This window comes from Enterobacter sp. CP102 (assembly GCF_025152625.1).
Lineage (GTDB): Bacteria > Pseudomonadota > Gammaproteobacteria > Enterobacterales > Enterobacteriaceae > Enterobacter > Enterobacter soli.
Genome location: NZ_CP104014.1, coordinates 4,146,173 through 4,160,865, shown reverse-complemented (window position 1 = coordinate 4,160,865; position 14,693 = coordinate 4,146,173). Strand labels below are relative to the sequence as shown.

Sequence of the window (14,693 nt, the reverse complement as noted above, 5' to 3'; positions counted from 1 at the left end):
TTGATTTACGCCGCTATGTTGGCCTCAGGATATGGCAAAATAACAGGACTATAGATATCAGGGAGTAAAGCTCGTGCTGGATAAACTGCGTTCACGACTCGTACAATTTGGTCCCTCAATGCTGAGCGTGCCGGTAAAACTGACGCCTTTCGCGCTGAAACGCCAGGTTCTGGAGCAAGTGCTGAGCTGGCAATTCCGCCAGGCGTTACAGGAAGGTGAGCTGGAATTCCTTGATGGCCGCTGGCTGAGTATTGAAGTCCGCGATATCGGGCTGCGCTGGTTTACTTCGGTAGAGAACGATCAGCTGATTGTTCGTGAATCGGCTGAGGCAGACGTAAGCTTTAGCGCTAATGCCAGCGATCTGCTGATGATCGCCGCGCGTAAGCAAGATCCCGACACACTCTTCTTCCAGCGTCGTCTGGTTATCGAAGGGGATACGGAGCTTGGCCTGTACGTGAAAAATTTGATGGATGCCATTGAGCTGGAGCAGATGCCGAAAGCGCTGCGCGTGGTTCTGCTGCAAATGGCTGATTTTGTAGAGGCCGGGCTGAAAAGCCCGCCTGAAAGCAAACACACTTCAGTAGGTGAGCCATGCTGATTCGAGTTGAAATTGGGATTGATGCACCGGGTATCGATGCGTTACTACGCCGTTCTTTTGCGAGCGATGCCGAAGCCCGACTGGTCCACGATCTCCGCGAAGATGGCCTGATCACCCTGGGTCTGGTTGCCACCGATGACGAAGGTCAGGTTGTCGGTTATGTGGCATTCAGCCCGGTGACGGTTCAGGGTGAGGAGCTTCAGTGGGTGGGAATGGCGCCGCTGGCGGTAGACGAAAGCTACCGTGGCCAGGGCGTTGCCCGCCAGCTGGTCTATGAAGGACTGGATTCGCTGAATGAGTTCGGTTATGCCGCCGTTGTTACGCTGGGTGATCCTGCGTTCTACGGTCGTTTAGGCTTTGAACAGGCGGCGCATCACGATCTGCGCTGTTGCTGGCCGGGCACCGAGTCTGCGTTCCAGCTGCATCGCCTGGCAGATGATGCCCTTAACGGCGTAAACGGGCTGGTGGAATACCACGACCACTTCAATCGCTTTTAATCAGGCTCTCACGTAGCGCCTCAAACGATCCGTCTCCGGCGACGAGGCGCTCTTTCTGGCGCTTCGTCAGCTGCTTGATGCGGTATTCCAGCCTGAGCGCCAGCGAACGATCGCCCACGTGAGCTGAAAAGGCCAGCCGCAATTCCCCTTTCCCGCGTAGCGCTTTTGCCCCTTTCCCCGTTTGATGTTCCAGGAAACGCCGCTCCACATCGGTGGTGATCCCGGTATAGAGTGCGTTATCAGCGGTGCGGACAAGATAAATAAACCAGGACACGGTAAACAGATTCAGTATGTTAAGGTGAACGCACCTTAGCATGAGAGACAAGAAAAATGGAAACACTGACGGCCATTAACCGCTGGCTGGCGAAACAACATGTCGTCACCTGGTGTGTTTATGATGAAGGTGAAATGTGGTGTGCGAATGCGTTCTACTACTACGATCCTGAGCGTGTGGCGTTCTACGTCTTAAGTGAAGATAAAACACGTCATGCGCAGATGACAGGCCAGCAGGCGAAGGTGGCCGGCACGGTTAACGGCCAGCCGAAAACGGTCGCCTTGATCCGGGGCGTCCAGTTCAAAGGTGAGATCCGCCGTCTCGATGGTGAAGAGAGTGAAGCACAACGCAGACACTACAATCGCCGTTTTCCGGTTGCCATTGCGCTTAAAGCACCGGTGTGGGAAATCCGTCTCGATGAACTAAAATTTACAGATAACACACTGGGGTTTGGTAAAAAGATCCACTGGCTGCGTCAGGAGTAGGGTATGAGTCAGGTACTAATTACAGGTGCGACCGGGCTGGTGGGTGGGTATCTGCTGCGTATGCTGATTCAGGAGCGCAAGGTGAACTACATCGCCGCCCCGACGCGTCGCCCGCTTGCTGCCATGCCAGGTGTGTTTAATCCTCATGCGCCGAAACTGAGCGATGCCCTGGCTCAGGTGTGCGACCCCATTGATATCGTCTTTTGTTGTCTGGGTACGACCCGCCGTGAAGCGGGCAGTAAAGCGGCGTTTGTCCACGCCGACTACGCGCTGGTTGTGGATACCGCGCTAAGGGCAAAAAAGCTCGGGGCCCGGCATCTGGTGGTGGTCAGTTCGATGGGGGCAAACGCGAGCTCGCCGTTCTTTTACAACAAAGTGAAAGGAAAGATGGAGGCCGCGCTGATTGCGCAGAAATGGGAACATCTGACGATTGTTCGCCCCTCCATGTTACTGGGGCATCGCGACAAACGCCGTTTTAACGAATCGATTTTTGCGCCGTTGTTTCGCATCCTTCCCGGTAACTGGAAATCAATCCATGCGCGTGATGTCGCGCGTGCAATGCTGAAAGAGGCGCTGTCGCCATCGCAGGAGGGCGTTAACATCATCCCATCGGCAAAATTACGTGAACTTGCGCGAGGTGAGGCGTAGTATCTTCGGGCTTATTAACACTCCCTGGGGAATGCTATGACTGGTCAGTCTTCATCTCAGGCGGCAACGCCATTTCAATGGTGGAAACCCGCTCTCTTCTTTCTCGTTGTTATCGTTGGTCTTTGGTATGTGAAGTGGCAGCCCTATTACGGAAAAGCCTTCACTGCCGCCGAAACGCACAGTATCGGCAAATCCATTCTTGCTCAGGCTGATTCCAGCCCGCTTCAGGCGGCGTGGGATTACGCGATGGTCTATTTCCTTGCCGTCTGGAAAGCTGCCGTGTTGGGGGTGCTGTTAGGCTCGCTGATTCAGGTGCTTATTCCGCGTAACTGGCTGGTGAAAACCTTAGGGCAGCCCCGTTTTCAGGGCACGCTTCTGGGGACGATATTCTCTTTACCAGGCATGATGTGCTCTTGCTGCGCTGCACCTGTTGCCGCCGGAATGCGCCGTCAGCGCGTTTCAATGGGCGGTGCGCTGGCATTCTGGATGGGCAACCCGCTGCTGAACCCGGCCACACTGGTGTTCATGGGGTTTGTCCTTGGCTGGCATTTTGCGTTTATCCGCCTTGTCGCAGGGTTATTGACGGTGCTGGTGGTCGCAACGCTTGTGCAGAACCTGGTGAAAGACAAAACGGTCGAACCCGTGTCTGTGGACGTGACGTTCGCCGAGCCACAGGGCGGTTTCTTTGCGCGTTGGGGTAAAGCGCTCTGGCAGCTGTTCTGGAGCACTATTCCGGTGTATATCCTGGCGGTTTTGGTGCTTGGGGCTGCGCGGGTATGGCTGTTCCCTCATGCAGATGGTGCTATCGATAACTCGATGCTGTGGGTCATTGCGATGGCCATTGCAGGCTGCCTGTTCGTTATCCCGACGGCCGCTGAAATCCCGATTATTCAGACGATGATGCTGGCGGGCATGGGAACGGCTCCGGCGCTGGCGTTGCTCATCACCTTGCCTGCAATCAGCCTGCCGTCACTGATTATGCTGCGTAAGTCATTCCCGGCAAAAGCCCTGTGGCTGACCGCGGGTCTGGTGGCGTTGAGTGGCGTGATTGTGGGCAGTATTGCTCTGATATAAAAAAAGCCCGGGGCGCTGAGGCTTACCGGGCTTACTGTCAGGTGTGAATTATTTGATATAGGTAAACGCGGTGGTGACGTGTTTCACGCCGCTTACCCGGCTGGCGATATCGGCAGCCGCTTTCCCTTCACGGTCGGTGACCAGGCCCAGCAGGAACACTTCGCCGTTTTCGGTGGTAACTTTCACGTTGGAGGATTTCACCTGGTCAGTGCCCAGCAACTGAGAGCGGACTTTGGTGGTGATCCAGGTATCGGACGATGCATCTCCAAGACCAATTGGCTGACCCTGACGCACTTCGTTAAAGACTTCCGTCGTGCCCTCTACACCCATCGCAATCTGTTTGGCGCGGGAGGCAAGTTCCATATTTGGCGCCTGGCCTGCCAGTAGCACTTTGCCCTGATACGCCGTTACGTTGATGCGCGCTTCTTTCTTAATTTGTTCGTCTTTCGACAGTGCGCTGTTTACGCGCAGTTCCAGTGTACCGTCATCAACCTGTGTACCCACGGAGCGAGGATCGGTTGCTGCTTTTGTACCAACGGCTGCGGTACCCACAACGGCCGCAGCAATACATCCCTGAAGTAGCAGTGCAGACATCAGGACTGCGAGGGTCGATAAAGCCTTCATGAATACTCCTTAATCATCCTGGTGAGGAAAAAGCGTGTTATCGATCAGATCGCATAAGCAATTCACCGTAAGCATGTGCATTTCCTGAATGCGTGCGCTGCGATGAGAAGGAATGCGAATTTCCACATCCTGCGGCCCCAGAAGGCCCGCCAGCTCACCGCCGTCATAACCCGTTAACGCCACGATAGTCATATCGCGGGTGACGGCCGCTTCAACGGCTTTGACGATGTCGCGGCTGTTACCCCGCGTGGAGATAGCCAACAGAACATCTCCCGCGTGACCCAGGGCGCGCACTTGCTTCGCGTAAATCTCGTCATGCAGACGATCGTTAGCAATCGCTGTTAAGACCACATTATCGGTATTTAGTGCAATGGCAGGTAAACTAGGTCGTTCTGTTTCAAAGCGATTTATCATGCTGGCAGCAAAATGCTGTGCGTTGGCGGCCGAGGTGCCATTGCCACAACAGAGGATTTTGTTGCCATTAAGCAGGGACTGTACCAGCGTCATCGCTGCGCGAGAAATCGCGTCCGGGAGCGCTTCCGCCGCTGCAATCTGAGTCTGAATGCTTTCTGTGAAGCACACTTTAATTCTTTCGAGCACGTTATCCCTTTAAATCGTAATCAGGTGTCTTCGCCAAACGCGTTTTTCAGCCACTCAATGTTGTTTCCGGTGAAGGCTACCACATCGAACCGGCAATCCACAGTATCAAAGCTCCCATTATGGCGGGCAAGCCACAAGAGGGCTGTCTGTAATAATTTTTGTTGTTTGGCGGGCGTCACGCTGGCGGCAGCACCGCCAAATTGCGATGACTGCCTGAAGCGTACTTCGACAAACACGGTCGTTTGACCGTCTTTCATAATGAGATCGATTTCGCCGCCCCGTCCGCGAACGTTGGCGGCGATAAAGTGCAGTCCCTTGCCTTCAAGCCAGCGACGCGCTTTACCTTCCCACGCGTCACCGGTTTGTTTACGGCTTAACTGGCCGGGACGATCTGCCCCTGCTGGTATTTGAGCCATGATAACTTCCTGTTGATCACGCAGTCCTGAGTGGCGGTCAAATCGCCAGTGTTGCCGTTGAGTTCGAACCCTGGCACCTGTCGCATCTGAGTAAAGTGGTTTGCCAGCGCCCATGCATCAACGCCCATGGCATACAGGCGCGCCAGAGAGTAGTCGTTACGCACGGCGCCCAGCGCCTGCTGCATCAGTGCCGGGTTACTACCTGCCAGCATTGGAATTTCGCTGTATTGCAGCCCTTCCATTTCCAGACGGAAATCCGGGCCAGCCGTGCCTTGCGCGCTACGAGAGCTGGCATACAGTGTTGCTCCGCTCTGGCTACCGTTACGCATGGCGATCATCGGTTTGATGAAGGCAATCTCTTCCGGGGTCGCGACGATGTAAGCGGCATCAACTTTACCGCCACCGCTGATTTGGGCATCGGTCGGTGGGGCAGGGATGTTCAAACCGCCAATGGTGACACCTTGCTGTTGTGGCAGGCTTGCTGAAACCGGGCTGCCGCTGAGCGAAATGCCCGCGCCGCCGTTGACACCGCCTCTCAGCTCAGACACTGAGCCAAATTTCTGCTGTAAAACAATGCCGCCGCCCAGCTTCTGCCACTCTTGTGCAAATGCTGTCGCCACGCGGTCACCCAGCGTGCTGCGCGGAATGAGCAGCAGTGGCGCTTGTTTACCCTGCTCGTGAATATGGCGCGCCGCATCGCGGGCTTCATCTTCCGGGGAGAGTGCGAAGTAGCAGATATTCGCGCGGTTCTGAACTTGCTCTGGCTGGTTAAGTGCCAGGACGTTCAGGGTGGTGTTGCTTTTCATCAGCTCATCGACGTTGTTTTTCAGCAGTGGGCCAACCACGATGCTGGCACCGTCCTGCTGAACCTGCGCGAGAACCTGATCGAGCGGCTGTGAGCTGGTGTCGTAGATTTTCAGCTCTGCGCCCGGATTCGCGCCGGTTGTCGCCACGGCCTGTGGCTGTGCTGGCGGTTGTTGCGCAGGCTGAGTCGCCTGCGGCTGTGCAGCTGTCGCAGGTGCTGTCTGGGTTTCAGGTGCAGCCGGCGTTGCCGCTGGTGTCTGTACCGGGGCTGCTGCTGGTGCAGTCGCGGCTGGCGTTGTTGGCGCCGTGACCGGGTTTTGCATCGTACCCTGGGCAGGCGTTTGTGCCGTTGTCAGGTCGCTGGTTTCCGCCGCTGAAGGGCTGACTACGGTGTTGACGTTAGCGGCCTGAGCGGCCTGCTCTGGCACGGCATTGCCTGCAACGGCCGTTGTGCCGTTTTTCGCCGCTTCAAAACCCTGCTGGATCGCACGACTGAACACCGCCGCCTGGCCGTTTAACGGCAGCAGCAGGGCGATTTTGCTGGTGGACGCAGGTTTAAAGTTCTGCACGTTAACCAGCTGCGTTGGCAGCATTTTCGCGCCAGGGTTTTGCGGGTAGCGAGTCTGCCAGTCGGTAATACCGGCTTTTAGCATGTTTGGATCGTTGCGGTTGTTAAACCACATCTGTTGCAGATCCAGCCAGCCCTGCAATACGTTTTCGTCGGCGTTGATCACCAGCTGTTGCGCTTGATCCTGGGTCATTGAGGAGAGCGCCTGCCAGGTGGCATCGATATTTTTCTGTTTGTCGGCACCGCTCAGCAGCGGCTCCTGGGCAATCAGCGCGCGGAGAAGCGGCAGGGAAGCACGCCCCTGTTCTGCGGTGATACCGGCCTGCCAGAACCGAGCCTGCTGGTTTTTATCCAGCGCGCTGACATCGATGTCGCCGAGGATCTTTTTGGCGGCCGCATAATCTTTCAGCGCCACTTTCAGCTCAGCTGAAAGCAGTACCTGCTCACGACGCTGTGTGTCGTTAAGATCTTGCGGAAGCTGGTTGAACAGTTCGGCGGCCTGCTGGGTTTTACCTTCTTTTAGCAGTGCACGAATGGCGAGTAATTGCCAGTTGGTCTTGGTATCATTTGAGCTCTGCGACATTTGTTGCAGATAAAAGCCAGAATCAGCCTGCGCGGATCCCTGCATATGGGCAGCGCTTTGATCGGGTGCCTGGGTGCCACAGCCTGCAAAGATCAGGGCTGCCAGCAGCAGAGGCACGCTGCGCGCGGCTTTTGTTCGAAGAAACGTTAACGGTACCATACTGTATCCAGTGATTTTTTTTACGCAATGCTCAATATTAAATCGGCAATACGGACTAAACAATGAAACAACACGAAACGGCAGATAATTCTCAAGGCCAGCTTTATATTGTACCTACTCCTATCGGGAATTTGTCTGATATTACCCAACGTGCCCTCACTGTATTGCAAGCCGTTGATTTAATTGCTGCTGAAGATACCCGCCATACCGGTTTATTGCTGCAACACTTTGCCATTAACGCCCGAATGTTTGCCCTGCACGATCACAATGAGCAACAAAAAGCCGACACTCTGGTGGCGAAACTGAAGGAAGGGCAGAACATTGCTCTGGTGTCCGATGCCGGAACGCCGCTGATTAACGATCCTGGCTATCATCTGGTGCGTACCTGCCGTGAGGCGGGCATTCGCGTTGTGCCATTGCCAGGGCCGTGCGCCGCGATTGCCGCACTGAGCGCGGCGGGTTTGCCATCCGATCGTTTCTGCTATGAAGGCTTCCTGCCGGCGAAATCAAAAGGCCGCCGCGACGTACTAAAAGATCTGGAAACCGAACCGCGTACGCTGATTTTCTATGAATCAACCCACCGTTTGCTGGAAAGCCTGGAAGATATGGTCACCGTCTGGGGTGAAGCCCGCTACGTGGTGCTGGCGCGTGAGCTGACGAAAACCTGGGAAACTATCCACGGCGCCCCGGTCGGCGAGCTGCTGGCATGGGTAAAAGAAGATGAAAACCGTCGTAAAGGCGAGATGGTACTGATTGTTGAAGGCCACAAAGCGGAAGAAGATGCGCTGCCTGCCGATGCCATCCGCACCCTGACGCTGCTGCAAAGCGAGTTGCCACTCAAGAAAGCGGCTGCGCTGGCAGCGGAAATTCACGGCGTGAAGAAAAATGCGTTGTATAAGTACGCGCTGGAGCAGCAGGGGGAGTAAGGCTCTTGCCCATGTATTAGCCGGGTGGCGGCTGCGCCTTACCCGGCCTGGAAGGTCAGACTCCAAAACATTTAAACGACAATCAGTTCAACTGATGTTTGTCTTAATGCTTTGCTGTCTTTCTCGACAATCCCTTCATCCGTAATCACGCAATCAATCTTCGCCATCGGCAGTACCTGATTGAATCCGCGGCGGTTGAACTTGCTGGCATCCAGTACCGCAATCACCTTATGGGCGGCGGCGGCCATTACGCTGCTTATCGCATAGCCTTCATTGAAGGTGGTAATGCCGTTTGTGGCGTCAATCCCGTCTGCACCCACGAACATCAAATCTGCGCTGATACCCGCAAGTGAGCGCTCGGCAATGGTGCCGTGCATCGAGTGGGTTTTATGGCGTACCGTACCGCCGCAAACCACCAGCGTGATGTCTTTGTTTTCAGAAAGGGCAAATGCGGCGGGAAGGCTGTTTGTGATTACCGTGATGTTGGCTTTTTTGGCCAGCGCTTCGGCAATCAGCATGGTTGTACTGCCGCTGTCCAGGATAACCGTCATCCCTTCTTCAATCATGGCTGCGGCGGCCAGTGCAATTCGTTTTTTCGGGTCGCTTGCCAGCTGATAACGATCTTCCAGGATGACTTCCTGGTTTTCGCTTTCGGCCAGATTGCTACCGGGCCTTGCTGCGCCACCGTGAAAACGTGTGACCAGCCCCTTTTCTTCCAGCAGGCGCAGGTCGGTACGAATCGTCACTTCCGAAATCCCAAACAGACTCGAAAGATCCAGCACCATGACGCTGCCCTGAGCGTTGACGAGGTCAACTATTTTGTTCCTTCGCTCAAATGAGTTCATATTGATTTGCCTGACAATTAACTATCCCTATTCTAATCGAAGGTATGCGAAAGGTGTACGATAATATTCGAAAGTAAATGTGAGCCAGCTCAGGTTGCTGGCTCGAAGGCTCAGGTGAGGCGTAGCATTATCTTGCCCTGCATGGGCGAGCCGTTCAGTGCCTGTACGGCCTGGGCAAAGCTTTCGCTGTTTCCAACGTGCGCAATGAGCGGTTCCAGCTGCAGTTTTTTCTCAGTCAGCAGGCGAGCAGCCGTTTCCCACTCTTCGCCCGGCCAGGGGGCGGAATAGTTCATCCAGCTGCCGAAAATGGTCAGCTCTTTTCGCAGGATCTTGCCAAATGTGGCCGCCGATAAATTCAGGTCATGGTGAAGAGTACCCACCAGCGCGACTTTTGCCCGCGGCCCGGCGATATCAATGGCTAGCGAAACGGTCTGCGGCGCGCCAGCCGTTTCCAGCACCAGCTGCTCAAAACGGTTGTCGTTCAGGTGGGCGGAGATCTCTTCGGCACTCATGGCTTTACTGTTGAATACGCTGCTTGCGCCCAGCGTTTTTGCCAGCGCGAGCTTATCGTCGTTGATATCAATGGCGGTCACGCTTTTGGCGCCCAGGGCCAGCGCGCACTGCATCGCCAGCAGCCCGATAGTGCCCGCACCAACCACAATGACGTTTTTACCTTCGCATCCTGAGGCAAGGTGAAATGCATGAAGCCCCACGGTGATAGGTTCAATAAACGCGCCGTCTTCAATGCTCATCTCTGCGGGTAAGCGGAACAGATTCGCGCGGTTAACAACGATGTACTCTGCGTTGCCCCCTTCGCTGCGCGAACCGACAAACTGGTACTGCTTGCATAACGAGTAGTAGCCTTTCTCGCATTCCGGGCAGGAGAAGCAGGGCAGCAGCGGGACGCAGGCAACCGCATCGCCAGCCGCGAGATCATCCACGCCCGTACCACAGGCTTCTACGTAGCCGCTAAATTCATGGCCCAGGGTGATGGGGTAATAGTGCGCCCCTTTGGCGAAAATACGCGGGATATCTGAGCCGCATAAACCCGAGCAGACTACGCGCACCAGCACGTCATCCGCCGCCTGAATTTGTGGGACAGGGCGCTCTTCAACGCGCACGCTGCCCTCAGCATGAATTACCACTGATTTCATGATTCACTCCAGAAAAAAAGGGGGAGCATCGCTCCCCGGATATCAAGATGCCGTCTGGCTTTGCGGGTTACTGGCCTTCTTTTCCGCAGCCATAAACGCGCGGGCACGACGCCAGGTGAGCAAAACGCCGGTGAAGTAAATCGCGCCAATCACGATAAAGCCCACCACGTTTTGCCAGGTAAAGAGCTGAATCAACAGCCAGGTAATCGGGGAACCGCCCTGGTCCATCGAAGCCACCAACCCACCGGCTTTCAGTGCCCCGGCGTTCTGGGCAAGCTGCGTGTGCAGGCCGATAGTTTGTGTGGCGATCCACAGCGTAATACCCATGATAATCACGCCAGAGATAAGCGTGCGGAACAGGTTGCCCTGATGCACGGCCACGGCCATCGCTACGAAGAAACCAATGGTGGCAAGGTCGCCAAACGGCAGAACCTGGTTACCTGGTACAAGTACGGCAATCAGAATGGTGAGCGGGATAAAGATCAGGCTCGCAGACACCACTGACGTATGGCCCAGCAACAGAGCCGGATCAAGACCGATTAAGAACTCCTGGCCACCAAACTTAGCCTGCAAACGCTTACGGGCATGTTTTGCAATCGGCGTCAGGCCGTCCATAATAGGTTTAATCACGCGCGGCATCAGCAGCATGACGGCCGCGGTTTTAACCGCCAGCTGTAAGATGTTTTTGGCGTCGTAACCTGCCAGCATCCCGATAACCAGCCCCATGACGAAGCCGACGGTGACTGGCTCTCCAAACGGGCCGAAGCGTTTTTGAACGTCATCGGCGCTGAAATGGATGCGATTAAGCCCCGGGATCTTCTCGATAAGCGTGTCCACAAGCACGGCGATGGGGCCAAGATAGGCCGATGAACCGTGGGGAATGGCAATACCCTCAAGCCCGAAGAAATCCCGCGTATCTTTGGCAAACCAGTCACCCAGTTTGTAAACAAACGCCGCGTGCGCCACAACACCCAGAATGCCCAGCCAGTATGATCCGGTCGCAAGATGAAGCATTGCGCCGGTGAAAGTCATATGCCAGATGTTCCAGATATCTACGTTCACCACGCGGGTCATTCGCGTGACAAGCATGACCACGTTCACGCCAATCGCCACAGGAATAGCCACCAGTGCAATTTGCGATGCCCAGGTCATTGGGGAGGAACCCGGCCAGCCCACGTCCACAACGTGAAGGTTAATCTGGAAATGCTCCGCCATTGCCTTCGCCGCCGGGCCGATGGAGTCCAGCATCAGGCCGATAACCAGCCCGATCCCCACGAAGCCAATACCGATATGCAGGCCTGACTTGAAGCAATCTCCCAGTTTCATCCCCAGTAATTTCGAGAAGATGATAATGACGATTGGCAACATTACGGTCGGCCCCAGATCGAGGATGTACCGCATGATTTCGGTAAACATGGTTTTACCCCTCGAGGATGGTCAGGATTTTTTGCTGCAACGCTTCGATGCCGACACCTGAAACAAACGGCATTCCGTGTACTACCGGAATGTCGCCAAAGGATCTGTCGACTTTAGCCGTGGTACAAATCAGGTCTGCACCGTCCATATAGGTTTCAATTTCGGTTACGCGGCACTGCACCAGATCCAGCTCAATGTGGTGGGCTTCACACAGCTCTTTGATCTCTTCTGCTGCCATGGTTGAGGTGGCGACTGCACCGCCACAGGCAACGATAATTTTGCGTTTCATAGGGTACTCCTTTTTATTATCAGTATGTTATGACGCCTGAGCGCAGGAGGAAGGCTCAAGGATCGTGTCCCGGAAACAGGTGGCCAGTTGCTCTGCTGGCGTGGCCAGCAGCATGTCCAGCGTTTGCGGGTTTTGCAGCTCACTAAAAAGACGGCGCAGCAGCTTCATTTGCGCCGCCGGGTTTTCAACAATCAACGCGATAATGAGCGAAACTGCGACCTCTCCATCATCATCAGCCTGTTGAAAATTCACCGGTTTGTCCGGGCGAATCAGGTAGATAGCAGGGCTTTTGGCATGTACCGCCTCGCAGTGCGGAATGGCGACGGCATGGCGCTCAAGGGCAATGCCTGTAGGGTAATTCAGCTCCCTTTCCAGCAGTGCTGCGGGATAAGAGGCATGTACGACACCTTTCGCCAGCATCTCTTCGCCAATGTGTGCCAGCGCCTGCTGGCAGGTTTCGAACTCAATTCCGGTACGGACAAAAACGTGACTCATACAAACTCCGGTCATCAGGCTTTTTCAGGGGTGCAGCCAAAACGGTAGGCGCGTAATACATCCTGTATTTTGTCGATGATGAGATTTTGCGGTGTTGCGGCGATCTCATTCATGGATAAACGTTCGAACTGAACCGGCATAAACTGGCTAATAAGGCCCAGCGGCAGTGAAATTGCGTCCAGATTGGCGAGCAGTTTCTCAACGCTCTGGCGAATTCGCGGATGCGGCCAGTAGTAACGAATACGGTCAGATAAGCTGAAATGAATATCGACCATGGCCTGACTCCAGGTTGGGCGATAGTACTTTTTCCAGTAATCCGGCTCGTTCAGCATTACTTCGTCGATAACGTCGAGCACATGGCTACGCTGTTCCGGCGCGACCAGTTCGTTTTCCATTTGTGCGAGGGCAAAGATGGCTTCACGCAGCGCAAAGGTCAGTGCCGGGCCCACTTTCAGAATGGCGAAGTGATCGTTCACTAACGCGCGATAGGCCTGGCGGGTCTGGTAATCGGTGGAGTGCGCCTCATAGACCATGGGCGTCTGGCGGATCCAGCCAGACAGCGCTTCTGCGGCATGTGGTTGATAGTGAATAATTTGGGTGTGATCGAACTCCACGCCTGGCTGAACCACGATAGCGATAACGCGTTTCATGGCCTCGTCCAGCCCCAGGGCACCAAATGCCACACGGTGCGTTTCCAGGGTCTGCGCGGCATCTTCCACGCGTGTGACATGCACGCTATCAATGCTGCTGGCTTCGCCACCAGGTACCGGTACCTCAGTACCAATGACGTAGGTCAGCGCGGCTTTTTGTTCATCTGAGGCCACCTCTTCTGCCGCCTGGCAAAGGCGTGCGGCGCGTTGCGCCACGACTTTAGGCGCGAGCGGAACCGGATCGTCGGCACAGGACATCGAAGCATCAAGGTGGATCTTGCTAAATCCGGCACGCACGTAAGCCTTGATAAGCTCAATGGATTTTTCCATGGCCGCATCGGCAGGTTCGTTTTGCCAGCAGTTTGGTCCGAGATGATCGCCGCCGAGGATCAGGCGCTCCTGCGGGAACCCTACTTCTTTAGCGATATTCAGGACGAAATCGCGAAAATCGGCTGGCTGCATCCCGGTGTAGCCACCAAACTGGTTGACCTGGTTTGAGGTCGCCTCAATCAACACTTTGTTGCTGGTGTTCAGGTCAAAACGCAGGGCGGCTTCGATGACCAGCGGGTGCGCTGAACAGACTGAACAAATACCGAGCTGCTCTCCCGACTTGTGGCGGGCAATAATATCTTTCACGTTTTCCTCCGGTTAATGGCTGAATACTTTAGTGTTGCGCAGGGATCAGAGCTTCCCTTCGCAACCGCAATCGGTAATGACTTTACGAACCACCTCTTTCATCGCGGCTTTCGCCGGCACCATGTAATGACGTGGGTCACTGGCATCCGGGTGGGCAGAGAAGTAGTCCTTCAGGGCGTCTGAGAAGGCGATTTTGAGTTCGGTGGCGACGTTAACCTTGCAGATCCCCAGCGCAATGGCGTGGCGGATATCCGCGGTCGAAAGCCCGGATGCGCCGTGTAATACCAGGGGAATATCCACATTGCTGCGGATTTCGGCCAGTCGTTCGAAGTCGAGTTTTGGCGTGGCGGTATACAGGCCGTGTGCGGTGCCTATCGCGACCGCCAGAGAATCAATGCCGGTCAGCGCCACAAATTCGTGTGCCTGTTGCGGATGGGTGTAGAGCGCATCTTTACTGTCGACAACCAGGTCATCTTCCTGGCCGCCTAATCGCCCGAGCTCAGCTTCCACGCTCACGTCGTAACGATGGCAGTAGTCAGTCACTTTTTTGACCAGCGCGACGTTGTCGGCAAATGGGAGGTGGGAGCCATCGATCATGGCTGAGCGAACCCCGGCCTGGACTTTCTGCGCGATGTCGTCGAAGACTTCGTGGTGATCCAGGTGAATGGCCAGCGGCTGGTTGTAGGTTTTGGCCAGATCGCTTGCGATCGCCACTACATTGCCGATCCCGGCGTAGCTGAACGTGCCGGGCGTCCCCGCAACGATCAGCGGAGAGCGCATTTCAGAGGAGGTTTCGACCACCACTTGCAGCGTTTCGAGATTGTGAATGTTGAATGCCGGAACGGCGTAACCTTCTCGCTGTGCCTTTTGCAGCATCGCTTTCGTTGAGATAACGTACATCTTTCCTCCGAAACCTTTCGTTTTGTTTATGCGAAAGAAGATATAGGGTTTC

The 14,693-nt window shown here is 55.2% G+C and carries 18 protein-coding genes; 6 read left to right on the top strand and 12 right to left on the bottom strand.

What is annotated here, in order from left to right; translation table 11 throughout:
- The first annotated feature begins 73 nt into the window (after positions 1-73).
- Both N1249_RS19605 and N1249_RS19600 read left to right on the top strand, forming a co-directional pair.
- Entirely contained in the window at positions 74-598 is a 525-nt protein-coding gene (locus N1249_RS19605; protein ID WP_182062618.1) for an SCP2 domain-containing protein, read from the top strand.
- Positions 592-1,095 carry a GNAT family N-acetyltransferase gene (locus N1249_RS19600; protein WP_259832251.1) on the top strand — a complete coding sequence of 168 codons (504 nt, stop codon included), beginning with the start codon at positions 592-594 and terminating at the stop codon, positions 1,093-1,095. Before N1249_RS19605 ends, N1249_RS19600 begins: the two co-directional genes overlap by 7 nt.
- Here the strand turns inward: N1249_RS19600 and N1249_RS19595 are convergent.
- Positions 1,082-1,411, bottom strand: a complete 330-nt coding sequence (locus N1249_RS19595; RefSeq protein WP_259832249.1) for a GIY-YIG nuclease family protein — start codon at positions 1,409-1,411, stop codon at positions 1,082-1,084. The two genes, N1249_RS19600 and N1249_RS19595, sit on opposite strands and share 14 nt — an antisense overlap.
- Before the next feature lie 14 nt (positions 1,412-1,425).
- Between N1249_RS19595 and N1249_RS19590 the strand changes: the two genes are divergently transcribed.
- Genes N1249_RS19590 through N1249_RS19580 form a run of 3 tightly spaced genes read left to right on the top strand, consistent with a single transcriptional unit; the run spans position 1,426 to position 3,576 of the window.
- Positions 1,426-1,854 carry a YhbP family protein gene (locus N1249_RS19590; protein ID WP_259832246.1) on the top strand — a complete coding sequence of 143 codons (429 nt, stop codon included), beginning with the start codon at positions 1,426-1,428 and terminating at the stop codon, positions 1,852-1,854.
- Positions 1,855-1,857: 3 nt separating this feature from the next.
- The gene (locus N1249_RS19585; RefSeq protein WP_259832243.1) at positions 1,858-2,502 is read left to right on the top strand and encodes an NAD(P)H-binding protein; all 645 of its coding nucleotides are present in this window, start codon (positions 1,858-1,860) and stop codon (positions 2,500-2,502) included.
- 36 nt (positions 2,503-2,538) lie between these two features.
- Positions 2,539-3,576, top strand: coding sequence for a permease (locus tag N1249_RS19580; protein WP_259832241.1), 1,038 nt, complete (start codon positions 2,539-2,541; stop codon positions 3,574-3,576).
- Positions 3,577-3,624: 48 nt separating this feature from the next.
- Here N1249_RS19580 and dolP read toward each other — a convergent pair whose 3' ends face one another.
- From dolP to N1249_RS19560, 4 genes are read right to left on the bottom strand one after another with little or no spacing between them, the layout of a single operon-like run.
- Complete coding sequence (gene dolP, locus N1249_RS19575; protein ID WP_182062606.1) at positions 3,625-4,200, bottom strand: division/outer membrane stress-associated lipid-binding lipoprotein; 576 nt, start codon at positions 4,198-4,200, stop codon at positions 3,625-3,627.
- A gap of 9 nt (positions 4,201-4,209) precedes the next feature.
- Positions 4,210-4,800: a DnaA initiator-associating protein DiaA gene (gene diaA / locus N1249_RS19570; protein ID WP_003861754.1), complete on the bottom strand. Its 591-nt coding sequence runs from the start codon at positions 4,798-4,800 to the stop codon at positions 4,210-4,212.
- A gap of 20 nt (positions 4,801-4,820) precedes the next feature.
- Positions 4,821-5,216 carry a YraN family protein gene (locus N1249_RS19565; RefSeq protein ID WP_259832236.1) on the bottom strand — a complete coding sequence of 132 codons (396 nt, stop codon included), beginning with the start codon at positions 5,214-5,216 and terminating at the stop codon, positions 4,821-4,823.
- Complete coding sequence (locus N1249_RS19560; RefSeq protein ID WP_259832233.1) at positions 5,174-7,330, bottom strand: penicillin-binding protein activator; 2,157 nt, start codon at positions 7,328-7,330, stop codon at positions 5,174-5,176. The genes N1249_RS19565 and N1249_RS19560 overlap by 43 nt, the downstream gene beginning before the upstream one ends.
- Before the next feature lie 62 nt (positions 7,331-7,392).
- Here N1249_RS19560 and rsmI point away from each other — a divergent pair, with 62 nt between their 5' ends.
- Positions 7,393-8,256 (top strand): 16S rRNA (cytidine(1402)-2'-O)-methyltransferase, encoded by an 864-nt coding sequence (gene rsmI / locus N1249_RS19555; RefSeq protein WP_014071882.1) that lies wholly within the window; start codon positions 7,393-7,395, stop codon positions 8,254-8,256.
- 71 nt (positions 8,257-8,327) lie between these two features.
- On the opposite strand, the gene N1249_RS19550 is transcribed toward rsmI, so the two are convergent.
- The 7 genes from N1249_RS19550 to N1249_RS19520 form a co-directional block, all read right to left on the bottom strand.
- On the bottom strand, positions 8,328-9,101 hold the full coding sequence (locus N1249_RS19550; RefSeq protein WP_259832230.1) for a DeoR/GlpR family DNA-binding transcription regulator: 774 nt from the start codon (positions 9,099-9,101) through the stop codon (positions 8,328-8,330).
- 110 nt (positions 9,102-9,211) lie between these two features.
- A complete protein-coding gene (gene gatD / locus N1249_RS19545; RefSeq protein ID WP_259832227.1) occupies positions 9,212-10,255 on the bottom strand; it encodes a galactitol-1-phosphate 5-dehydrogenase in 1,044 nt (347 codons plus the stop codon).
- A gap of 42 nt (positions 10,256-10,297) precedes the next feature.
- The gene (locus N1249_RS19540; protein ID WP_259832224.1) at positions 10,298-11,671 is read right to left on the bottom strand and encodes a PTS galactitol transporter subunit IIC; all 1,374 of its coding nucleotides are present in this window, start codon (positions 11,669-11,671) and stop codon (positions 10,298-10,300) included.
- A gap of 4 nt (positions 11,672-11,675) precedes the next feature.
- Complete coding sequence (gatB, locus tag N1249_RS19535; RefSeq protein ID WP_000823261.1) at positions 11,676-11,960, bottom strand: PTS galactitol transporter subunit IIB; 285 nt, start codon at positions 11,958-11,960, stop codon at positions 11,676-11,678.
- Positions 11,961-11,987: 27 nt separating this feature from the next.
- Complete coding sequence (gatA, locus tag N1249_RS19530; RefSeq protein WP_259832218.1) at positions 11,988-12,455, bottom strand: PTS galactitol transporter subunit IIA; 468 nt, start codon at positions 12,453-12,455, stop codon at positions 11,988-11,990.
- 14 nt (positions 12,456-12,469) lie between these two features.
- A complete protein-coding gene (gene gatZ / locus N1249_RS19525; protein ID WP_259832215.1) occupies positions 12,470-13,741 on the bottom strand; it encodes a tagatose-bisphosphate aldolase subunit GatZ in 1,272 nt (423 codons plus the stop codon).
- 45 nt (positions 13,742-13,786) lie between these two features.
- Positions 13,787-14,641 (bottom strand): tagatose bisphosphate family class II aldolase, encoded by an 855-nt coding sequence (locus N1249_RS19520; protein WP_259832212.1) that lies wholly within the window; start codon positions 14,639-14,641, stop codon positions 13,787-13,789.
- Positions 14,642-14,693: the final 52 nt, after the last annotated feature.

Coding starts and splice junctions, on each gene's coding strand:
- N1249_RS19600 (WP_259832251.1), top strand. CDS start 592: ATGCTGATTCGAGTTGAAATTGGGATTGATGCACCGGGTATCGATGCG.
- N1249_RS19595 (WP_259832249.1), bottom strand. CDS start 1,411: ATGCTAAGGTGCGTTCACCTTAACATACTGAATCTGTTTACCGTGTCC.
- N1249_RS19590 (WP_259832246.1), top strand. CDS start 1,426: ATGGAAACACTGACGGCCATTAACCGCTGGCTGGCGAAACAACATGTC.
- N1249_RS19585 (WP_259832243.1), top strand. CDS start 1,858: ATGAGTCAGGTACTAATTACAGGTGCGACCGGGCTGGTGGGTGGGTAT.
- N1249_RS19580 (WP_259832241.1), top strand. CDS start 2,539: ATGACTGGTCAGTCTTCATCTCAGGCGGCAACGCCATTTCAATGGTGG.
- dolP (WP_182062606.1), bottom strand. CDS start 4,200: ATGAAGGCTTTATCGACCCTCGCAGTCCTGATGTCTGCACTGCTACTT.
- N1249_RS19565 (WP_259832236.1), bottom strand. CDS start 5,216: ATGGCTCAAATACCAGCAGGGGCAGATCGTCCCGGCCAGTTAAGCCGT.
- N1249_RS19560 (WP_259832233.1), bottom strand. CDS start 7,330: ATGGTACCGTTAACGTTTCTTCGAACAAAAGCCGCGCGCAGCGTGCCT.
- rsmI (WP_014071882.1), top strand. CDS start 7,393: ATGAAACAACACGAAACGGCAGATAATTCTCAAGGCCAGCTTTATATT.
- N1249_RS19550 (WP_259832230.1), bottom strand. CDS start 9,101: ATGAACTCATTTGAGCGAAGGAACAAAATAGTTGACCTCGTCAACGCT.
- gatD (WP_259832227.1), bottom strand. CDS start 10,255: ATGAAATCAGTGGTAATTCATGCTGAGGGCAGCGTGCGCGTTGAAGAG.
- N1249_RS19540 (WP_259832224.1), bottom strand. CDS start 11,671: ATGTTTACCGAAATCATGCGGTACATCCTCGATCTGGGGCCGACCGTA.
- gatB (WP_000823261.1), bottom strand. CDS start 11,960: ATGAAACGCAAAATTATCGTTGCCTGTGGCGGTGCAGTCGCCACCTCA.
- gatA (WP_259832218.1), bottom strand. CDS start 12,455: ATGAGTCACGTTTTTGTCCGTACCGGAATTGAGTTCGAAACCTGCCAG.
- N1249_RS19520 (WP_259832212.1), bottom strand. CDS start 14,641: ATGTACGTTATCTCAACGAAAGCGATGCTGCAAAAGGCACAGCGAGAA.